16 protein-coding genes are annotated in these 15,283 nt (G+C 64.7%); 9 read left to right on the top strand and 7 right to left on the bottom strand.

What is annotated here, in order from left to right; all coding sequences use genetic code 11:
- The first annotated feature begins 2 nt into the window (after window positions 1-2).
- Window positions 3-704 (top strand): dienelactone hydrolase family protein, encoded by a 702-nt coding sequence (locus tag EDF58_RS03455; protein WP_132262683.1) that lies wholly within the window; start codon window positions 3-5, stop codon window positions 702-704.
- Window positions 705-758: 54 nt separating this feature from the next.
- On the opposite strand, the gene EDF58_RS25765 is transcribed toward EDF58_RS03455, so the two are convergent.
- The 3 genes from EDF58_RS25765 to EDF58_RS03440 form a co-directional block, all read right to left on the bottom strand.
- Window positions 759-1,154, bottom strand: coding sequence for a hypothetical protein (locus EDF58_RS25765; RefSeq protein WP_165921323.1), 396 nt, complete (start codon window positions 1,152-1,154; stop codon window positions 759-761).
- Between the two features lie 394 nt (window positions 1,155-1,548).
- Window positions 1,549-1,926, bottom strand: a complete 378-nt coding sequence (gene hisI, locus EDF58_RS03445; protein ID WP_132262681.1) for a phosphoribosyl-AMP cyclohydrolase — start codon at window positions 1,924-1,926, stop codon at window positions 1,549-1,551.
- 373 nt (window positions 1,927-2,299) lie between these two features.
- Window positions 2,300-3,067, bottom strand: a complete 768-nt coding sequence (locus tag EDF58_RS03440) for a ComF family protein (protein WP_132262679.1) — start codon at window positions 3,065-3,067, stop codon at window positions 2,300-2,302.
- 122 nt (window positions 3,068-3,189) lie between these two features.
- Between EDF58_RS03440 and EDF58_RS03435 the strand changes: the two genes are divergently transcribed.
- Entirely contained in the window at window positions 3,190-3,948 is a 759-nt protein-coding gene (locus tag EDF58_RS03435) for a methyltransferase domain-containing protein (protein ID WP_132262677.1), read from the top strand.
- A gap of 74 nt (window positions 3,949-4,022) precedes the next feature.
- Here EDF58_RS03435 and glyS read toward each other — a convergent pair whose 3' ends face one another.
- Together glyS and EDF58_RS03425 are read right to left on the bottom strand one after the other, a co-directional pair.
- Window positions 4,023-6,140, bottom strand: coding sequence for a glycine--tRNA ligase subunit beta (gene glyS, locus EDF58_RS03430; protein WP_132262675.1), 2,118 nt, complete (start codon window positions 6,138-6,140; stop codon window positions 4,023-4,025).
- A complete protein-coding gene (locus EDF58_RS03425) occupies window positions 6,137-7,042 on the bottom strand; it encodes a glycine--tRNA ligase subunit alpha (protein ID WP_132262673.1) in 906 nt (301 codons plus the stop codon). Before EDF58_RS03425 ends, glyS begins: the two co-directional genes overlap by 4 nt.
- Before the next feature lie 181 nt (window positions 7,043-7,223).
- On the opposite strand from EDF58_RS03425, the gene EDF58_RS03420 reads away from it, so the two are divergent.
- The 5 genes from EDF58_RS03420 (at window position 7,224) to EDF58_RS03400 (ending at window position 11,081) form a co-directional block, all read left to right on the top strand.
- Window positions 7,224-8,141, top strand: coding sequence for a TraB/GumN family protein (locus tag EDF58_RS03420; protein ID WP_132262671.1), 918 nt, complete (start codon window positions 7,224-7,226; stop codon window positions 8,139-8,141).
- 3 nt (window positions 8,142-8,144) lie between these two features.
- Window positions 8,145-8,996, top strand: coding sequence for a TraB/GumN family protein (locus EDF58_RS03415; RefSeq protein ID WP_132262669.1), 852 nt, complete (start codon window positions 8,145-8,147; stop codon window positions 8,994-8,996).
- 191 nt (window positions 8,997-9,187) lie between these two features.
- Complete coding sequence (locus EDF58_RS03410) at window positions 9,188-9,805, top strand: 50S ribosomal protein L25/general stress protein Ctc (RefSeq protein ID WP_132262667.1); 618 nt, start codon at window positions 9,188-9,190, stop codon at window positions 9,803-9,805.
- Window positions 9,806-9,936: 131 nt separating this feature from the next.
- A complete protein-coding gene (pth, locus tag EDF58_RS03405; RefSeq protein WP_132262665.1) occupies window positions 9,937-10,506 on the top strand; it encodes an aminoacyl-tRNA hydrolase in 570 nt (189 codons plus the stop codon).
- Window positions 10,507-10,667: 161 nt separating this feature from the next.
- Entirely contained in the window at window positions 10,668-11,081 is a 414-nt protein-coding gene (locus EDF58_RS03400; protein WP_132262663.1) for a PEP-CTERM sorting domain-containing protein, read from the top strand.
- A gap of 97 nt (window positions 11,082-11,178) precedes the next feature.
- Here the strand turns inward: EDF58_RS03400 and EDF58_RS03395 are convergent, their stop codons facing one another.
- On the bottom strand, window positions 11,179-12,714 hold the full coding sequence (locus tag EDF58_RS03395) for a tetratricopeptide repeat protein (protein ID WP_132262661.1): 1,536 nt from the start codon (window positions 12,712-12,714) through the stop codon (window positions 11,179-11,181).
- Between the two features lie 142 nt (window positions 12,715-12,856).
- Between EDF58_RS03395 and ychF the strand changes: the two genes are divergently transcribed.
- Window positions 12,857-13,957 carry a redox-regulated ATPase YchF gene (ychF, locus tag EDF58_RS03390; RefSeq protein WP_132262659.1) on the top strand — a complete coding sequence of 367 codons (1,101 nt, stop codon included), beginning with the start codon at window positions 12,857-12,859 and terminating at the stop codon, window positions 13,955-13,957.
- A gap of 62 nt (window positions 13,958-14,019) precedes the next feature.
- On the opposite strand, the gene EDF58_RS03385 is transcribed toward ychF, so the two are convergent.
- A complete protein-coding gene (locus EDF58_RS03385; RefSeq protein ID WP_132262657.1) occupies window positions 14,020-14,436 on the bottom strand; it encodes a MerR family transcriptional regulator in 417 nt (138 codons plus the stop codon).
- 41 nt (window positions 14,437-14,477) lie between these two features.
- Here EDF58_RS03385 and EDF58_RS03380 point away from each other — a divergent pair, with 41 nt between their 5' ends.
- On the top strand, window positions 14,478-15,257 hold the full coding sequence (locus EDF58_RS03380; RefSeq protein WP_165921322.1) for a glutaredoxin: 780 nt from the start codon (window positions 14,478-14,480) through the stop codon (window positions 15,255-15,257).
- The last annotated feature ends 26 nt before the right edge of the window (window positions 15,258-15,283 follow it).

Raw genomic sequence — 15,283 nt, 5'->3', positions numbered from 1 at the left:
TCATGCTCGAAACGATTGCCTACAGCCACGCCGGTCAGAACCTGACCGGCCATCTGGCGCGTCCCGAAGCCACGCCTCGCGCGGCCGTGGTCCTGTTCCCGACGATCGCCAACTTCAACGCGGCGATGGAACGGCGCGCGAAGATGCTCGCGGACCTCGGCTACCTCACCCTGGTTTCGGACTTCTACGGGGAGCCTGTCGCCAGCTTCGAAGCGTCCTTCCCGATGGCGGAGAAGCTGCGTTCGGACAATGCACATTACCGCGGCCGTATCGACGCTGCCATCACGGCCCTGCGCAGCCTCCCCGAAACGGCGGGGCTGCCGATGCTCGGCATCGGGTACTGCATGGGCGGACAGGCCGTTCTGGAAGCGGCGCGCGGCGGACAGGACCTGGTCGCGGCCGTGAGCTTCCACGGCACCCTTGCGACCGCGGCACCCGCAGAACCGGGCGCGGTCAAGGCGCGTATCCTGGTCTGCCACGGAGACGCCGATCCCCTCGTCCCGCGCGAGCAGGTCATCGGTTTCTGGGATGAGATGGATCGTGCCGAAGCGAACTGGCATTTCCATGCCTACTCCGGCGTTCGCCATGGCTTCACCGATCCGGGAAGCGACGAACGGGGCATGGCCGCCATCGGCTACGATGCCAGCGCCGACCGTCAGAGCTGGGCCGCGATGCTCAGTCTGTTCGACGAAGTTCTAGGATAACTACTTAAAGCCGTGGCCGCCCCGAAGGGCGGCCACGGTGGTCAAATCACCGGCTCAGCAGCCGTGCGACTTGCCGCCATCGTCATCGCCCCAGCCACCATGGCCATGACCGTTGTCATGTCCGTGGCCGTGACCGTTGTCGTGGCCCCAGCCCCAGCCGGGCTTGCCCCAACCCCAGTTGGGCTTGCCCCAACCGGAACCAGGCTTACCCCAACCCCAACCGGGCTTGTTCGAACCCCAGCTGGGCTTGCCCCAACGGTCGTTGCCGCGATCGTTACCGCGACCCCAGTTGTCGCCCCGGCCCCAGCCGGAGTTCTTGCTGGAACTCTTGGACGAGTCCGAGGTGTGGAAGTTGCTGGAGGACGAGCTCGGCCTCTGATCTGCCATTGCGGCGGTTGGTGCTGCTACGAGCCCCACCACCATGGCAGCAATCAACGCTTTATGCTTCATTGATGCTTCCCTTCCATTCATGCGCCCCAGGCGCCTGACAAGGCCACCCATCTCCGCCCGGTTCGCCTCCGAAAGTCGGCGACCCGGAAGCCGGCAGGGCCACGACCCGGTGCATGGGGCACGGAGCACCGACCAAAGTCCCTGCCAATCAACGATTTTTCTCGTAGGACGGGCACGACCGAAGACGGTCCTTGCACCCTGTCGTCCGGGATAGTTCATTGGCGAGAGACGTCTTGCGAGCCGATTGCGATGATCCGTCCGCTCCGTCCGCTCAATGGTGACCTGTAGAACATGCTGATTCTTTGGTTAATTTTGAAATCGGCCGATAAGTGCATGTTCTTAAGGGAAGAGGTGCTTTTCCTATACTGTAATTACTCAATCGATTGCTAACTGCTTAGTCGGAAACGCGAATCAAAGAATCGCCCGACAACTTCCTATAAAAGCAGCTTCGCGCCCCCGTATGGCAGGCCGGTCCTTCGGGCCGAACCCGCAGTTCCAGCGCATCCTGGTCGCAATCCACTCGGATGTCCTCGACACGCAGGAAATGGCCCGAGGTCTCTCCCTTCAGCCACAAGGTCCCGCGCGAGCGCGAGTGGAAATGGGCGAGCCCCGTTTCGAGCGTCTTTTCGAGCGCTTCCTGGTTCATGTAGGCCACCATCAGGATGTCCCGCGTCTGCGAGTCGACGGCTATGGCGATGAGCAGACCCTGCGCATCGAATCGCGGCAGGAAAGTAGTGCCCAGTTCGCGTTCGGCCTTGCTTGCTTCGGACATGACGGAAATTTCTCCGATTTGAATTCATTGGACGCGGTTGTTGCACGATAACCACAGCCGTTGACCAAAATCCTCGTAGCTTCGCCGTGCCTCTTTTCAACCCCGGGATTTCGTAGGAATGTCTGTCTGCAGCTGGGGGCTGCTGCTGACCCACAGGTCGCTGATACAAGCGCCACGGTTCAGGGAACAAGGCCGGAATACTTTCGGGTGGTCTGGTTTCAGGTAATGAGGGATCGGGCCAGGCGGCCGACAGGGGGACCGCCGAACTGCTTTGCAGGGCTCAACAGTTTCGTCACGAGGACGCCCGGAGCCCAAAGTTCCGGGCGTTTTCGTTTGTGGCGACCCGGTAATTGCCGCCCTGTCCGGCGAAATCTCAAACCTCAGGCGGATTCGGCGATCGGCGCACAGGCTCCAATGCTTCGTCCAGCACCCGTGCAAAGCAGGCGACTACGACTTTTGCCGCTCCGGCCCGCTTGAGGCTGGATACGCAGGCCTCGCTCGTCGCGCCGCTCGTCAGCACGTCGTCGACCAGAATTACTTTCGCGCCCTTCAACATGGCTCTCCGGGACGGCCGCGCCGCTATGGCGCCGGACAGGACCTTGCGCCGCGCAGCCTTGCCCAGTCCGCCCAACGAAGGCGTCGCCTTGCGGCGATCCAGCAGATCGACGGCAAGGACGCCCCCGGTGATCCTTGCGATCTCGCGGGCCAGCTCGGCGGCCTGGTTATAGCCACGCCGCCAGATCCGCCAGCGATGGAGCGGCACGGGCACGATCAGCCATGTCTCGTCCACGAAAGCCAGCTTGGCGCTGACCAGCCTCGCCATCAGCCGGGCGTGCGAAATCCGATTGCCGTGCTTCAGAGCGAGCACGAGTTTGCGCGAGGCATCGTTGTAGAGCGTCCCCGCGGCGATGCCGTCGTGCCGCGGGGGCTCGCCCAGGCAAGGCGCACAAAGCGCGCCTTCGGGTATGCCGGCGCCGAACGGCCGGGAGCAGGCGATGCAAGAGGGTTCCCCGGGTATCGCCAGTTCGCCCCAGCATGAAGCGCAAAGCCCCCCATGCGCGCTCAGCCCTGCTCCGCACAGCGGACATCGCGGCGGAAAGATCAGGTCGACAAGCGGATCGAAGGCGCGAACGAGAGACATCGGCGGCGAAGCTAGCCGCCGCATTTCGCTCTGCAAGCTACAAGGCGTTAACCCGCCATCTCGAACTGTAATTGCACGAAGTGCGATTGCACCGGACGGCGCAAAGCGGCAGGGGAGCGACCATGGCCAGCAAAGCTCCCCCCCGCATCTTCTCGTCCGCCCGCCGCCTCGCCGCCCGCCGCCGCGCGCTCACGCTCCAAAAGCAGCACGACGCACCGCAGTACCTTCACGAAGACATGGTGGAAGACGTCCTCGAGCGCCTTTCCTTCCTGCGCTTCGAGCCCGCCCGTGCGCTGGTCATCGGCGATTGGACCGGCGCACTGGCCGAGGCCCTGAACGCGCAGGGCGTCGCCGTGACGCAAGTGGAACCGGCGGAAGGCTTCGACGAGGAAGCCCCTTACCCATTCGAAGGTTTCGACCTCATCGCCAGTCTCGGCACGCTGGACACGGTCAACGACCTGCCGGGCGCCCTGGTCCACATCCGCAAGGCCCTGGCGCCGGGCGGGATGATGATCGCCAGCTTCCTTTCAGCGGGCAGCCTGCCGACCTTGCGCGATGTCATGCTGGCCGCCGACGGCGAACGTCCGGCCGCTCGGGTCCATCCCATGGTCGACGTGCGCGCGGGCGGACAACTGCTCCAGCGCACGCTTTTCGCGGACCCGGTGATCGACCAGCGCTCCTTGCAGGTCGGTTTCCGCAGCCTGGAGCGGCTCGTTGGCGACATCCGTGCCCAGGGTATCGGCGGCGTCCTGGCCGATGCGCCACCACCCTTGGGAAAGGAAGCGCTGGCGCGCGCCCGTGAGGCTTTCGCCGCCGCCGGAGACGATGGCAGGACCGTGGAGCGGTTTGAGATTCTCACTCTATCTGGCTGGAAAAAATAAGAAAAAGGCCGGGGGATGCCCCGGCCTTTTCGTTTTCAGGGGCGATTGACGCTCCCCGCAGCTTGATCTGGTGATTAGCCCTCGATGCGAGAGAAATCCGCGACCTTGTGAACCGCGGCGCGGAAGCGGTCCAGCAGGGCCAGGCGGGCCTGGCGCTTCAGCGGGTCGGCATCGTTGACGGTGACGTCCTCGAAGAACGCATCGATCGGTGCGCGAAGCGACGCCAGCGCGGTCATGGCCGCGGCGAAGTCCTCGGAGGAAACCGCACGCGAGACTTCCGTTTCCGCCGCGGCAACGGCATCGATCAGGGTCTGCTCGGCAGGCTCGGCCGCATAGGCCGGGGCCTGCTCGCTGGCGTGACGGTGCGCCATCTTGGCGGCAATTACTTCGGCCAGATCGGGATCCTCGACACCGGCCAGCGGATCTTCCTCGCCCGTGCGCGCGATCTCGCCCTCGACGCCGTGCCAGTCTTCCTTCTTGAGGATGTTGGCAGCGCGCTTGTAGCCCGCCAGCAGGTTCGCACCGTCATCGGTCGAGACGAAGCCCTGCAGGGCATGTACCCGGGCGAGCAGGCGAACGAGGTCGTCCTCGCCGCCAAGAGCGAAGACCGCGTCGATCAGGTCGTGACGAACGCCGGCTTCCTTCTGCTGAACCTTGAGGCGGTCTGCGAAGAAGTCGAGCAGGTCACCCTCGGCGACCCCGAAACGCAAGGCATTGTCAGTGATGAGACGGATGATGCCCAGAGCGGCACGGCGCAGCGCGAACGGATCCTTCGACCCGGTCGGCTTCTCGTCGATCGCAAAGAAGCTGCGAAGCGTATCGAGTTTGTCCGCCAGCGCCACGGCCACGGTGACGGGCGCCGTCGGCACTTCATCCCCTTGCCCGACGGGCTTGTAGTGATCGCGAATGGCATCCGCGACCGCATCGGGCAGACCTTCGGCGCGGGCATAATATCCGCCCATAAGCCCTTGAAGTTCCGGAAATTCTCCGACCATCTCGGTGACGAGATCGGCCTTGGAGAGTTCCGCAGCCTGACGTGCAAGCGCCGGATCGCAGTTCGGCACTATGCCTTCGCTTGCCAGCCATTCGGCCAGCCTGGCGACGCGCTCGACCTTGTCGGCAACGGAGCCCAGCTTTTCGTGGAAGGTAATGCGGGCAAGCTTTGCAGCCTGGGCCGAGAGCGAGGTCTTGCGATCCTGCTGCCAGAAGAAGCGCGCATCCGAGAGACGCGCCGCCAGCACCTTGCGATTGCCGTCGACGATAGCCGCCCCGCCATCGTTGGCGACAATATTTGCCGTACAAATGAAGGCGTTGGCGAGCCAACCTGAAGTGTCTTCGCAGACGAAATACTTCTGGTTGACGCGGGCCGTCAGCTGGATCGTCTCGGGCGGAACCTCAAGGAAGTCCTCTTCGAACCGGCCGAGCAACGGCACCGGCCATTCGGTAAGGCCTGCATTCTCGATCACCAGCCCCTCGTCCTCGACCAGCACGAGCCCGGCCGCGGTGGCGGCCTCACGCGCCTTGGTGCGAACGATATCCTGCCGTTCCTCGTGGTTCACGAGCACATGGGCAAGGTGCAGCTTGTCGGCATAGTCGTGCGCGCCGCCGATGGTGATTTCTCCGGGGGCATGGAAGCGGTGGCCCAGCGTCACATATCCCGAAGCGATGCCGCCCACTTCGCAGGCGACAAGGTCCTCGCCCAGGATCGCGACGATCCCGGAGAGCGGACGCACCCAGCGGAGCGATTCCGTGGAGATCGACGCGGCGCCCCAGCGCTGCGACTTGGGCCAGGGGAAGCTGCGGATGATGGCCGGGACGACCTCCGCAAGCACCTCGGCCACGGCGCGGCCCGGCTTTTCGACGACGGCGAAGTAGGTGTCCTTGCCCTTGAGGTCGCGCACTTCGAGCTGGTCCCTGGTCAGGCCGGTCTTGCGCAGGAAGCCTTCGAGCGCCTGTTCCGGGGCGCTGGTTGCAGGGCCCTTGGTTTCCTCGTGAACGGCCTCGGTCGCCAGCGGAAGGCCGCGTGCGATCAGAGCGAGCCGGCGCGGCGTGGACCAGACGGTGACTTCGCCCAAGGCAACGCCGGCAGCGGCCATTTCCTTGCGGAACAGCTTTTCCAGATCGGCGCGCGCGCCGGCCTGCATGCGGGCAGGAATTTCCTGCGAACGCAGTTCGAGAAGGAAGTCGGTCATACGGTCCATCCCGGGAACTTGGCTTCCCATTCGCTCTTGTTCTTGCCGATCCAGGCCTCGCACGATCCCTTGGCAAGATCGCGCACACGGCCGATGTAGCTGGCCCGCTCCTGGACGGAGATCACCCCGCGCGCCTGAAGCAGGTTGAAGAGATGGCTGGCCTCGATCGCCTGGTCATAGGCGGCAAGCGGAATTTCCGCCTCGATGCAGCGCATGCATTCGGCCTCGGCGGCCTTGAAGCCGGCGAAAAGTGCCTCGGTATCGGCGATCTCGAAGTTGTACTTCGACATCTGCTGCTCATTGGCGAGGAACACGTCGCCATAGCTGACGCCCTCGTTGTTGAAGCGCAGGTCGTAGACGCGGTCGACGCCCTGGATATACATCGCCAGACGCTCCAGACCGTAAGTCAGCTCGCCCGCGACCGGCTTGCAGTCGAACCCGCCGACCTGCTGGAAGTACGTGAACTGCGTCACTTCCATGCCGTCGCACCAGACTTCCCAGCCCAGGCCCCAGGCGCCCAGGGTCGGGCTTTCCCAATCGTCCTCGACGAAGCGGATATCGTGCGCGAGCGGATCGACGCCGATGGCGGCGAGGCTGGCGAGATAGAGTTCCTGCAGGTTGTCCGGGTTCGGCTTCAGGATCACCTGATACTGATAGTAATGCTGGAGCCGGTTCGGGTTTTCGCCGTAGCGGCCATCGGTCGGACGGCGCGAAGGCTGGACATAGGCCGCCTTCCACGGTTCCGGGCCGAGCGCGCGAAGCGTCGTGGCCGGATGGAAGGTGCCTGCCCCCATGCGCATGTCATAGGGCTGGAGGATGAGGCAGCCCTGCGCGCTCCAGAAGTTGTGGAGCGTCAGGATCATGTCCTGGAAGCTGAGCGGCTGTCTGTCAGCGGTCGACATCGAAATCCCGTCAAATCTCTTGGTTGCGCGGCCTTTGGCGGATCGAACCGGCCAAATCAACCGCGCAAGCCGCGCGTGAACAACAGTTATGGCTACCGCGCCCGGCGCCGCGAGGCTATCCCCCGCGCTACGGAACCTCCGTCAAGCGCCCGTTTCTTTCGTACTCCCTCGGAAAACCGTCATGATATCGTCCCGCAAGATCCGCCTGCTCGCGGCGGCCTCCGCCTTGTTCATATTCCTGGCCGCGCCGCCGGTCACGGCGCGGGAGAAGGCAAGGGCTTCGGAGGCGCCTGCTGCCGAGGCCAGACCTGCGCTTTGGAAGATCTCCGACCGGGACACGACGATCTACCTGTTCGGCACGATCCACATTCTCCCCGAAGAACTGGGCTGGTTCCGTGGGCCGGTGAAGCGCGCTTTCCAGTCGGCCGATCAGGTCGTCACGGAAACGATGACCGATTCGCCAGAGACCCTGCAGGCGATCTTCGCGGAGAAGGGGATCCGCCGGGACGGCCGGACATTGCGCGTAAGCCTGGACGAGACGCAGCGCGGCAGTCTGGAGAAAAGTCTCTCCGATCTTGGACTTGCCGTCAATTCATTCGATCAGTTCGAGCCTTGGTACGCCGGGCTGCTGCTCTCTCTGATCCCGCTGAAAGCCGCCGGATACGATCAGGCCAAGGGCGTCGAGAACCAGATCGATGCGATGGCCAAGGCCAGCGGCGTGGCACGGCATCCGCTGGAAACTGCCGAATACCAGATCGGTCTCTTCGCCGCCTTGCCGGAAGCGAGCCAGAGGGCCTACCTTTCCGAAGTGCTGGAGCAGCTGCCTACCCTGAAGGAAGACGTGGCCAAGCTGGTTAATGCCTGGAGACGGGGCCGGGCCGAGGAACTCGCCGAACTGCTCAATGACGACGAATCGGACGAAACCATGCGCAAGGTGCTCATCACCGACCGCAACCAAGCCTGGGCGAAATGGCTTGAAGGTCGGCTCGCTCAGCCGGGCGTGGTCTTCGTGGCCGTCGGCGCGGGGCATCTGGCCGGGGCGGGCAGTGTTCAGGAGCAGCTGTCACGCGACGGCATTCGCACAGTGCGGGTGCAGTAGACGATGCGCAAGACCATCGTCCTGCTGGCGGCCCTGGCGCTCTTTGCCTGCGGACCGAAACCCCAGCCCGCCGATCCCGCACTCTGGCGTGTCGAGGGACCGAACGGCCAGACCGCCTGGCTCTTCGGAACCATTCATAGTGCCAAGTCTCCGCTGCAATGGCAGACCGCGAAAGTTCGGACCGCTCTGGAAGGTTCGGACTCGGTGATGGTCGAAGTCGCCAATCTCGCCGACGAAAAGGAAGTCGCCGCTACGTTCGCCCGCCTCGCCAAGAACGAGGAACAGCCGCCGTTGTCCCAACGGATCGATCCACGCAGGCGCCCTGCCCTATCGGCCTTACTGGCGAAAGGCGGCTATGCCGACGGCGATTTCGCGGCGATGGACACCTGGGCCGCAGCCCTCACGCTGGCCCAGGCCGGCGCCAGGGAAGATGAGGCGCGCAATGGCGTGGACCGGGCCGTCATCGCGGCGGCAGGAAACAAGCCCGTCGTCGAACTGGAGGGTGCGGCAAAGCAACTCGGCCTGTTCGACAGCCTGCCGGAGCGCGAGCAGCGCGATCTCCTGGGCGCGGTCGTGACCGAGGCCGCCGCCGCGGATGGCGATCTTGCCGAGCGCTGGCGTCAGGGAGACATGGCCGCGATCGAACGCGAAACACGCAAGGGCCTGCTCGCCGACCCGGAACTGCGCGCGGTGCTCTTCGTGGGGCGCAACCGGGACTGGGCCGGAAAGATCGACTCTGCCATGCGGGAGGGCAAGCGTCCGTTCGTTGCCGTCGGAGCGGCGCACATGGCCGGGCCGGAGGGCATTCCGGCGATGCTGGCAGCGAAGGGCTACCGCGTCATCCGGGTCGAATAGCTGGAACGCGGTCGATCCGGGTTGATCGGGATTGGACCACCGGCGGCCCCGACAGTGCTTGCAAATCTGCGATAATCGCATTAAGGGCGCCCGCTTCCCGTCATGGTCATCCCTGGAGGCGTGGCGGGACGGAGCGGGCCGATACGCGGCCTGTATCCGACATATATCCAGTTTTCGAAAGGCAAGTCCTCATGAGCGATACGCTTAACCTGCCGGCCGAGACGCGTGATCGGGCTGGCAAGGGAGCCTCCCGTGCTCTGCGTCGCGATGGCCGCGTCCCCGCCGTTATCTATGGTGGTAACGAAGAACCCCTCGCAATCCACGTCGAGGAAAAGGAGCTGGCCCGCCAGCTTGGAACCGGTCACTTCTTCAACTCGATCATCGAAGTTGAAGTCGGCGGCAAGAAGTTCCGGACGCAGCCCAAGGACGTTGCCTTCCACCCCGTTTCGGATCGTCCGCTTCACGCCGACTTCCTGCGCGTCGTCAAGGGCGCGACCGTGCACGTCAACGTGCCGGTCGTCTTCGCCAACGAAGAAGCTTCGCCGGGCCTGAAGCGCGGCGGCGTGCTGAACGTCGTTCGCCACGACCTGGAACTGGTCTGCGACGCCGAGAAGATCCCGCATGAGATCGTCATCGACGTGACCGGCTTCGACGTGGGCGAATCGATCCACTCCAGCCACGTCAAGCTCCCCAAGGGCGTCGAGAACGCGATCACCGACCGCGATTTCACCATCGCGACGATCGCTGCCCCTTCGGCTCTCAAGAGCTCCGAAGGCGACACGGCCAAGGAAGAAGCTGAAGGCGAGTAATCGCAGCCGAGTAAATTCGGTTCCGGGTCCTTTCGGGCCCGGCCATCTTCGGATAGGGAACGGCCCCTCCAGCCCCGGTTCGTCCGGCGCGCGGAGGGGCCGTTTCGCGTTTCAGTACAGGATTTCTCGTCATGCAGCTCTGGGTCGGCCTCGGTAACCCCGGTCCCCAATATTCGCTGAACCGGCACAACGTCGGCTTCATGGCGATCGATGCGATTGCCGAAGTCCATAACTTCGGTCCGAGCCAGAAGAAATTCCAGGGCTGGCTCCAGGAAGGTCGGATCGGCTCCGAGAAAGTGCTGCTGCTGAAGCCGGCGACTTTCATGAACGAGAGCGGCCGCGCCGTGGGCGAAGCCATGCGCTTCTACAAGCTGGCGCTGGCGGACCTCACCGTATTTCACGACGAGCTGGATCTGGCGCCTTTCAAGGTCAAGGTGAAACAAGGCGGCGGCCATGCCGGCCACAACGGCCTGCGCTCCATCGACCAGCACCTCGGCGCGGAATTCCGCCGCGTGCGGTTGGGTATCGGCCATCCCGGCCACAAGGACCGCGTGACCGGCTATGTCCTGGGCAATTACGCCAAGGCCGACATGGATCCGCTGGCCGACATGCTGGGCGCCGTCGCAGGGGAAGCCGATCGCCTTTCGGCCGGCGACGATACCAGGTTCATGAACGACGTCGCTCTGCGCCAGCAGGATTGAACCCTGAAGTTAGCCGTCTTTCGCCGCAATTAGCGTCGGGTTAGCTTACACAAGCAACGCTTCAAGGCATGCGTTAACCAACGTTCTCCGCAGAAACCCTCATCTGGCACGACGCTTGCTTTTCCTCTTGGCAACCCATTCGGGCAACAAGGGGAATACGAATGATCCGCAAGACCATGCTCGCCCTGGCGCTCACCGCCGGCAGCACCATCGCATTCACGTCGCCTGCGCAGGCGACCTGGGGCTGGGGCGGCAGCGGCGGCCACAAGCACACTTGCAACTGCGGCCATTCGGCCGGCAAGAAGCAGTGCGGGTCCAGCAGCACCTCTGGTGGCACCACGACCACTTCGGGCGGCACCACCTCGACTTCGGGCGGGACGACGTCCACTTCCGGCGGCACGACCACCTCGGGTGGCACCACGACCACTTCGGGCGGCACCACGACTTCCGGTGGCACCTCCGGTGGTTCGAGCGGCGGCGGCAGCACCGACGTGCCGGAACCGGGCATGCTCGGCATGATGGGCCTCGGCCTGCTCGGCCTGGCCTATGCCCGCCGCCGCAAGAAGCGCGACTGACAGTAGCTTCCAAGGCGCCGCTCCCGCGCCCATCGCGGGAGGTGGCGCCTCTCGGCCGGGTTGCTTCCGTTTCCGGCCGGGCAGGCCGCCGCTGGCTCTAGCTGGCGGCGGCCTTCGCTTTTCCAAGATCGCGCGCGATGTCGGGATCGCGCGGATCGGCGATGGCCGCAGCCTCCAGCAGGCGCCGGGCACCGGACAGGTCGCGACCGAGTTCCAGGCGGACGAGGCCGGCCACGTGAAGATAGTCGGGATTGTCCGGCACCAGCCTGCGCGCCCGGTCGGCATAAGCCAGGGCGTCACTTCCCTGCCCCAGCCCCGCCGCTGCCAGCGCCATGCGCTTGAGAACCTCGGGATCGTCGCCCCGCTGAAGCAGTTCGCGATAGGTCGCCAGCGCCAGCTTCCAGTCCTGCGCGGACAGGGCGGCCTGCCCCTTATCGGCCAGCGCCATCGTCGCTTTCAGACGCACGGGATCGAGCCGTGCCTTCAGTACATCCGCCTCGGGAGCACCGGCCGCGCGGGCCGCGCGTTCGGCCGAAACGAGAATTTCCGGCTGGGCCAGCGTGCCGGAAGCCAGGGGCTTCAGCGTTTCCCACGCCCCCTTCGCATCCCCGCTCGCCAGTTGCGCTTCTCCGAGCATCATGCGCGCGAACGGATTGCCCGGCAGCAGCAGCGAGGCCCGGCTGAACAGCACGCGGGCCTGCTCGGCGTGACCAAGACGCAGCAGGGCCTCGCCATACGTCAGCCCCAAGCTCGATGCCGGATCGATGCGCCCCTCTCGCCCCTGCAGAGCCAGGCGGATCGTTTTCCATTCGCCCTTCTCAGCCAGAAGCTGGATCCGCATCTCTTCGAGGGCCGGGTCGCCGGAAGATAGCTTTGCCGCCTTCTCGACTACGCGCATGGCCGCATCGACCTCGCCTTTTTCGTCGAGGGCATTGGCAAGCGCCAGCATGGGCGGGACTTTGCCGGGATAGGCGCTTGTCGCCCTGCCATAGGCGGCTATCGCGCCATCCGTCTCGCCGCGTGCAGCGGCGATGTCGCCGGCGAGAACGAGCGTGTTGTAGGCGCCCGGCGCAAAGCGGTTCATTCGCGTCAGGATCTGCCCCGCGCGGGCAAGGTCGCCGGTTTCCAGCGCGAACCGCGCATAGGCTACGCTCAGTGGCAGGTCGTCACCCGCGGCCATCCCCTTTTCGAAGGATGCCAAGGCGTCCGTCTGTTTGCCCAGCGCCAGTTGGGCCTGAGCGCGCAGCCGCCAGGCATCGGTGTCGAAATCGTTTACAATCAGCGCAAGAGCCGCAGCCGGCTTGCCGCGCAGCAGGCTGACACCCGCTTCCAGTCGGCGAAGTTCCGCGCCCTTCCCGCCAGCCTTCTTCAATCGGGCAAGGACGCGATCGGCCGCATCGGCATCGCCCAGTGCGATCTGCGTCCTGCCCAGAAGCGCCAGGACCTGGAGGTTGTCAGGTTCCTTCTCGAGCATGGCAAAGAGCGCGGTGCGGGCCGAAGGGTAGCTTTGCGAGGCGAAATCGGCGCGGGCCTTTTCCAGCCCTCCCCCGCCGCTGCCCGTTCCAATGCCGCCGCAAGCAGCAAGCGACGCGGACACGAGGGCGACAAGGGAGAGGCGAACGATGGATTTCATCCCGCCCGTCTAGGAACAAGCCCTGAAATTTCCGTGAAGCCCACCTCTCCACCGGCTCCGGTCATAAAGAACCGTCGCGCAACTGGTAATGCGCGCAGACTGGCGCTAAGGCGCGGCCCATACATTTCTTCCGGAGTTACACATGGGTTTCCGTTGCGGAATCGTGGGCCTGCCCAATGTTGGCAAGTCGACCTTGTTCAATGCGCTCACCGAGACGCAGGCGGCGCAGGCGGCCAACTATCCCTTCTGCACGATCGAGCCCAATGTCGGCCAGGTCGGCGTTCCCGATCCGCGCCTGGACAAGCTGGCCGAAATCGCTGGTTCGGCCAAGATCATCCCGACGCAGCTGTCCTTCGTGGACATCGCCGGGCTCGTGCGCGGCGCCTCGAAGGGTGAAGGCCTGGGCAACCAGTTCCTCGGCAACATCCGCGAAGTGGACGCGATCGTTCACGTCCTGCGCTGCTTCGAGAACGACGACATCCAGCACGTCGACGAGCGCGTCGACCCCATTGCCGATGCCGAGACGGTCGAGACCGAGCTGCTTCTTTCCGACCTGGAGAGCCTGGAAAAGCGCGTCCCCGCCGCTCAGAAGAAAGCTACCCAGGGCGACAAGGAATCGAAGATCGTCGCCTCGGTGCTCGGCCAGGCGCTGGAGCTGCTGCGCGAAGGCAAGCCCGCGCGCCTCACCCAGCCCAAGGACGAAGATGAGGAACGCGTGTTCCGCCAGGCCCAGCTCCTGACGGCCAAGCCGGTCCTCTATGTCTGCAACGTCGAGGAAGAAGCCGCCGCGGAAGGCAATGCCTTCTCCGCCCGCGTCTTCGAGAAGGCCAAGGCTGAGGGCGCCACTGCGGTGATCGTCTCGGCGGCCATCGAATCGGAGCTGGTCGGCATGGATATCGAGGAGCGCATGGTCTTCCTCGAGGAGATGGGCCTGCACGAAACCGGCCTCGCCCGCATCATCCGCGCCGGCTACGAACTGCTTTCCCTGCTGACCTTCTTCACCGTCGGCCCCAAGGAAGCCCGCGCCTGGACCGTGCACAAGGGCGCCAAGGCCCCTGACGCCGCCGGCGAGATCCACTCGGACATGCAGCGCGGCTTCATCCGCGCCGAGACCATCGCTTACGACGACTATGTCGCCCTGAACGGTGAAGCCGGCGCCAAGGAAGGCGGCAAGCTGCGTCAGGAAGGCAAGGAATACGTGGTGCACGACGGCGACGTCATGCACTTCAAGTTCAACGTCTGATCCGGAGATACCGGCGGTCACCGGCTCGATCCGGGACCGCCGGCAGTTCCTTCGCTCCCGGTTCAGGTCCGGGAAGACGCCGGTTCCTCGAACGCTTCGAGGATTGGGCAAGGGCCATCGTCCGAGCCGGCGCATTCGCGGGCCAATCGCCGCAACGACTGCCGCGCGGCTTCCAGTTGCGCGATCTCCCGATCCAGTTCCGCCAATCGCACTTCCGCCATTTTCCGCGCGCGCGGCCGGTCTCCGGTATGGTCGAGGCTGATCAGCTCGGCGATCTCGTCGAGAATGAAGCCGGCCGCCTTGGCCGAACGAATGAAGCGCAGACGCTTCACATCCAGCTCACCATAATGTCGCTGCCCCCTGGCGCCTCCGGTCGCAGCCGGGCGCGGGTCGAAGAGCAGGCCCTTGCGCTGGTAGAAACGAACCGTCTCCACGCCGACGCCGCTCGAACGGGCCAGCTCCGAAATCGTCAATGCCATGCTTGACTCCGTACCATGGTACGGAAGGTATAAGCCTCGGCATGACGCAAGACCAGACCCTCGAAAGCCCCGCATCCCGCCAGTCAGACAAGAGCGCCGCGCTCTTCCGCATGGTCATGGACAAGCACACTTGTCCCTGGGGTCTCAAATCGAAATACCTGCTGGAAAAGCTCGGCTATGAGGTCGAGGATCACTGGCTGACCACGCGCGAGCAGGTCGATGCCTTCAAGGCGCAGCACGGTGTTGCCACCACGCCGCAGACCTTCATCGGGGGCGCCCGGATCGGCGGCTACACCGATTTGCGCGCCCATTTCGGCCTGAAGGTTCACGATCCGAAAGCGAAGAGCTACCGCCCCGTGCTGGCCGTTTTCGCCACTGGCCTCGGCCTCGCCCTGGCGGCGAGTTGGGCTTCGTTCGGCACGCCTTTCACCATGCGCGGCGCCGAATGGTTCGTTTCAATGACGATGATGCTGCTGGCGATGCTCAAGCTTCAGGATGTCGAGCAGTTTTCGACGATGTTCCTGGGTTATGACCTGCTGGCCAAGCGCTTCGTGCCTTACGCTTACGCCTATCCCGTGCTGGAATGGACCGCAGGCGCGCTGATGACGGCGCATGCCCTGCCCTGGCTCTCGATCCCGATCGGCCTCGTGATCGGCGGCATCGGCGCCGCCTCGGTATTCTACGCGGTCTATATTCAGAAGCGTGCCTTGAAGTGCGCCTGCGTCGGCGGCTCGGGTGCTGTGCCGCTGGGCTTCGTCTCGCTCACGGAGAACCTGTTCATGGTGGCCATGGCGTTGTGGATGCTGGCTGGGATGGCGTGAGCCGACATCGACCTGTCATGGTCCCG

This window comes from Novosphingobium sp. PhB57 (assembly GCF_004342985.1).
In the GTDB taxonomy this organism is placed as follows: domain Bacteria; phylum Pseudomonadota; class Alphaproteobacteria; order Sphingomonadales; family Sphingomonadaceae; genus Novosphingobium.
Note: the sequence above shows the minus strand (reverse complement) of the source record. Positions and strands in the feature narration are given on the sequence as shown.

Excerpts from the sequence above, each read along its gene's own strand:
- EDF58_RS03395 (WP_132262661.1), bottom strand. The coding sequence starts at position 12,714 with ATGAAATCCATCGTTCGCCTCTCCCTTGTCGCCCTCGTGTCCGCGTCG.
- EDF58_RS03420 (WP_132262671.1), top strand. The coding sequence starts at position 7,224 with ATGATATCGTCCCGCAAGATCCGCCTGCTCGCGGCGGCCTCCGCCTTG.
- EDF58_RS25765 (WP_165921323.1), bottom strand. The coding sequence starts at position 1,154 with ATGAAGCATAAAGCGTTGATTGCTGCCATGGTGGTGGGGCTCGTAGCA.
- EDF58_RS03400 (WP_132262663.1), top strand. The coding sequence starts at position 10,668 with ATGATCCGCAAGACCATGCTCGCCCTGGCGCTCACCGCCGGCAGCACC.
- glyS (WP_132262675.1), bottom strand. The coding sequence starts at position 6,140 with ATGACCGACTTCCTTCTCGAACTGCGTTCGCAGGAAATTCCTGCCCGC.
- EDF58_RS03440 (WP_132262679.1), bottom strand. The coding sequence starts at position 3,067 with ATGTCTCTCGTTCGCGCCTTCGATCCGCTTGTCGACCTGATCTTTCCG.
- EDF58_RS03385 (WP_132262657.1), bottom strand. The coding sequence starts at position 14,436 with ATGGCATTGACGATTTCGGAGCTGGCCCGTTCGAGCGGCGTCGGCGTG.
- ychF (WP_132262659.1), top strand. The coding sequence starts at position 12,857 with ATGGGTTTCCGTTGCGGAATCGTGGGCCTGCCCAATGTTGGCAAGTCG.
- EDF58_RS03425 (WP_132262673.1), bottom strand. The coding sequence starts at position 7,042 with ATGTCGACCGCTGACAGACAGCCGCTCAGCTTCCAGGACATGATCCTG.
- EDF58_RS03410 (WP_132262667.1), top strand. The coding sequence starts at position 9,188 with ATGAGCGATACGCTTAACCTGCCGGCCGAGACGCGTGATCGGGCTGGC.
- EDF58_RS03435 (WP_132262677.1), top strand. The coding sequence starts at position 3,190 with ATGGCCAGCAAAGCTCCCCCCCGCATCTTCTCGTCCGCCCGCCGCCTC.
- EDF58_RS03380 (WP_165921322.1), top strand. The coding sequence starts at position 14,478 with ATGACGCAAGACCAGACCCTCGAAAGCCCCGCATCCCGCCAGTCAGAC.
- EDF58_RS03415 (WP_132262669.1), top strand. The coding sequence starts at position 8,145 with ATGCGCAAGACCATCGTCCTGCTGGCGGCCCTGGCGCTCTTTGCCTGC.
- pth (WP_132262665.1), top strand. The coding sequence starts at position 9,937 with ATGCAGCTCTGGGTCGGCCTCGGTAACCCCGGTCCCCAATATTCGCTG.
- EDF58_RS03455 (WP_132262683.1), top strand. The coding sequence starts at position 3 with ATGCTCGAAACGATTGCCTACAGCCACGCCGGTCAGAACCTGACCGGC.
- hisI (WP_132262681.1), bottom strand. The coding sequence starts at position 1,926 with ATGTCCGAAGCAAGCAAGGCCGAACGCGAACTGGGCACTACTTTCCTG.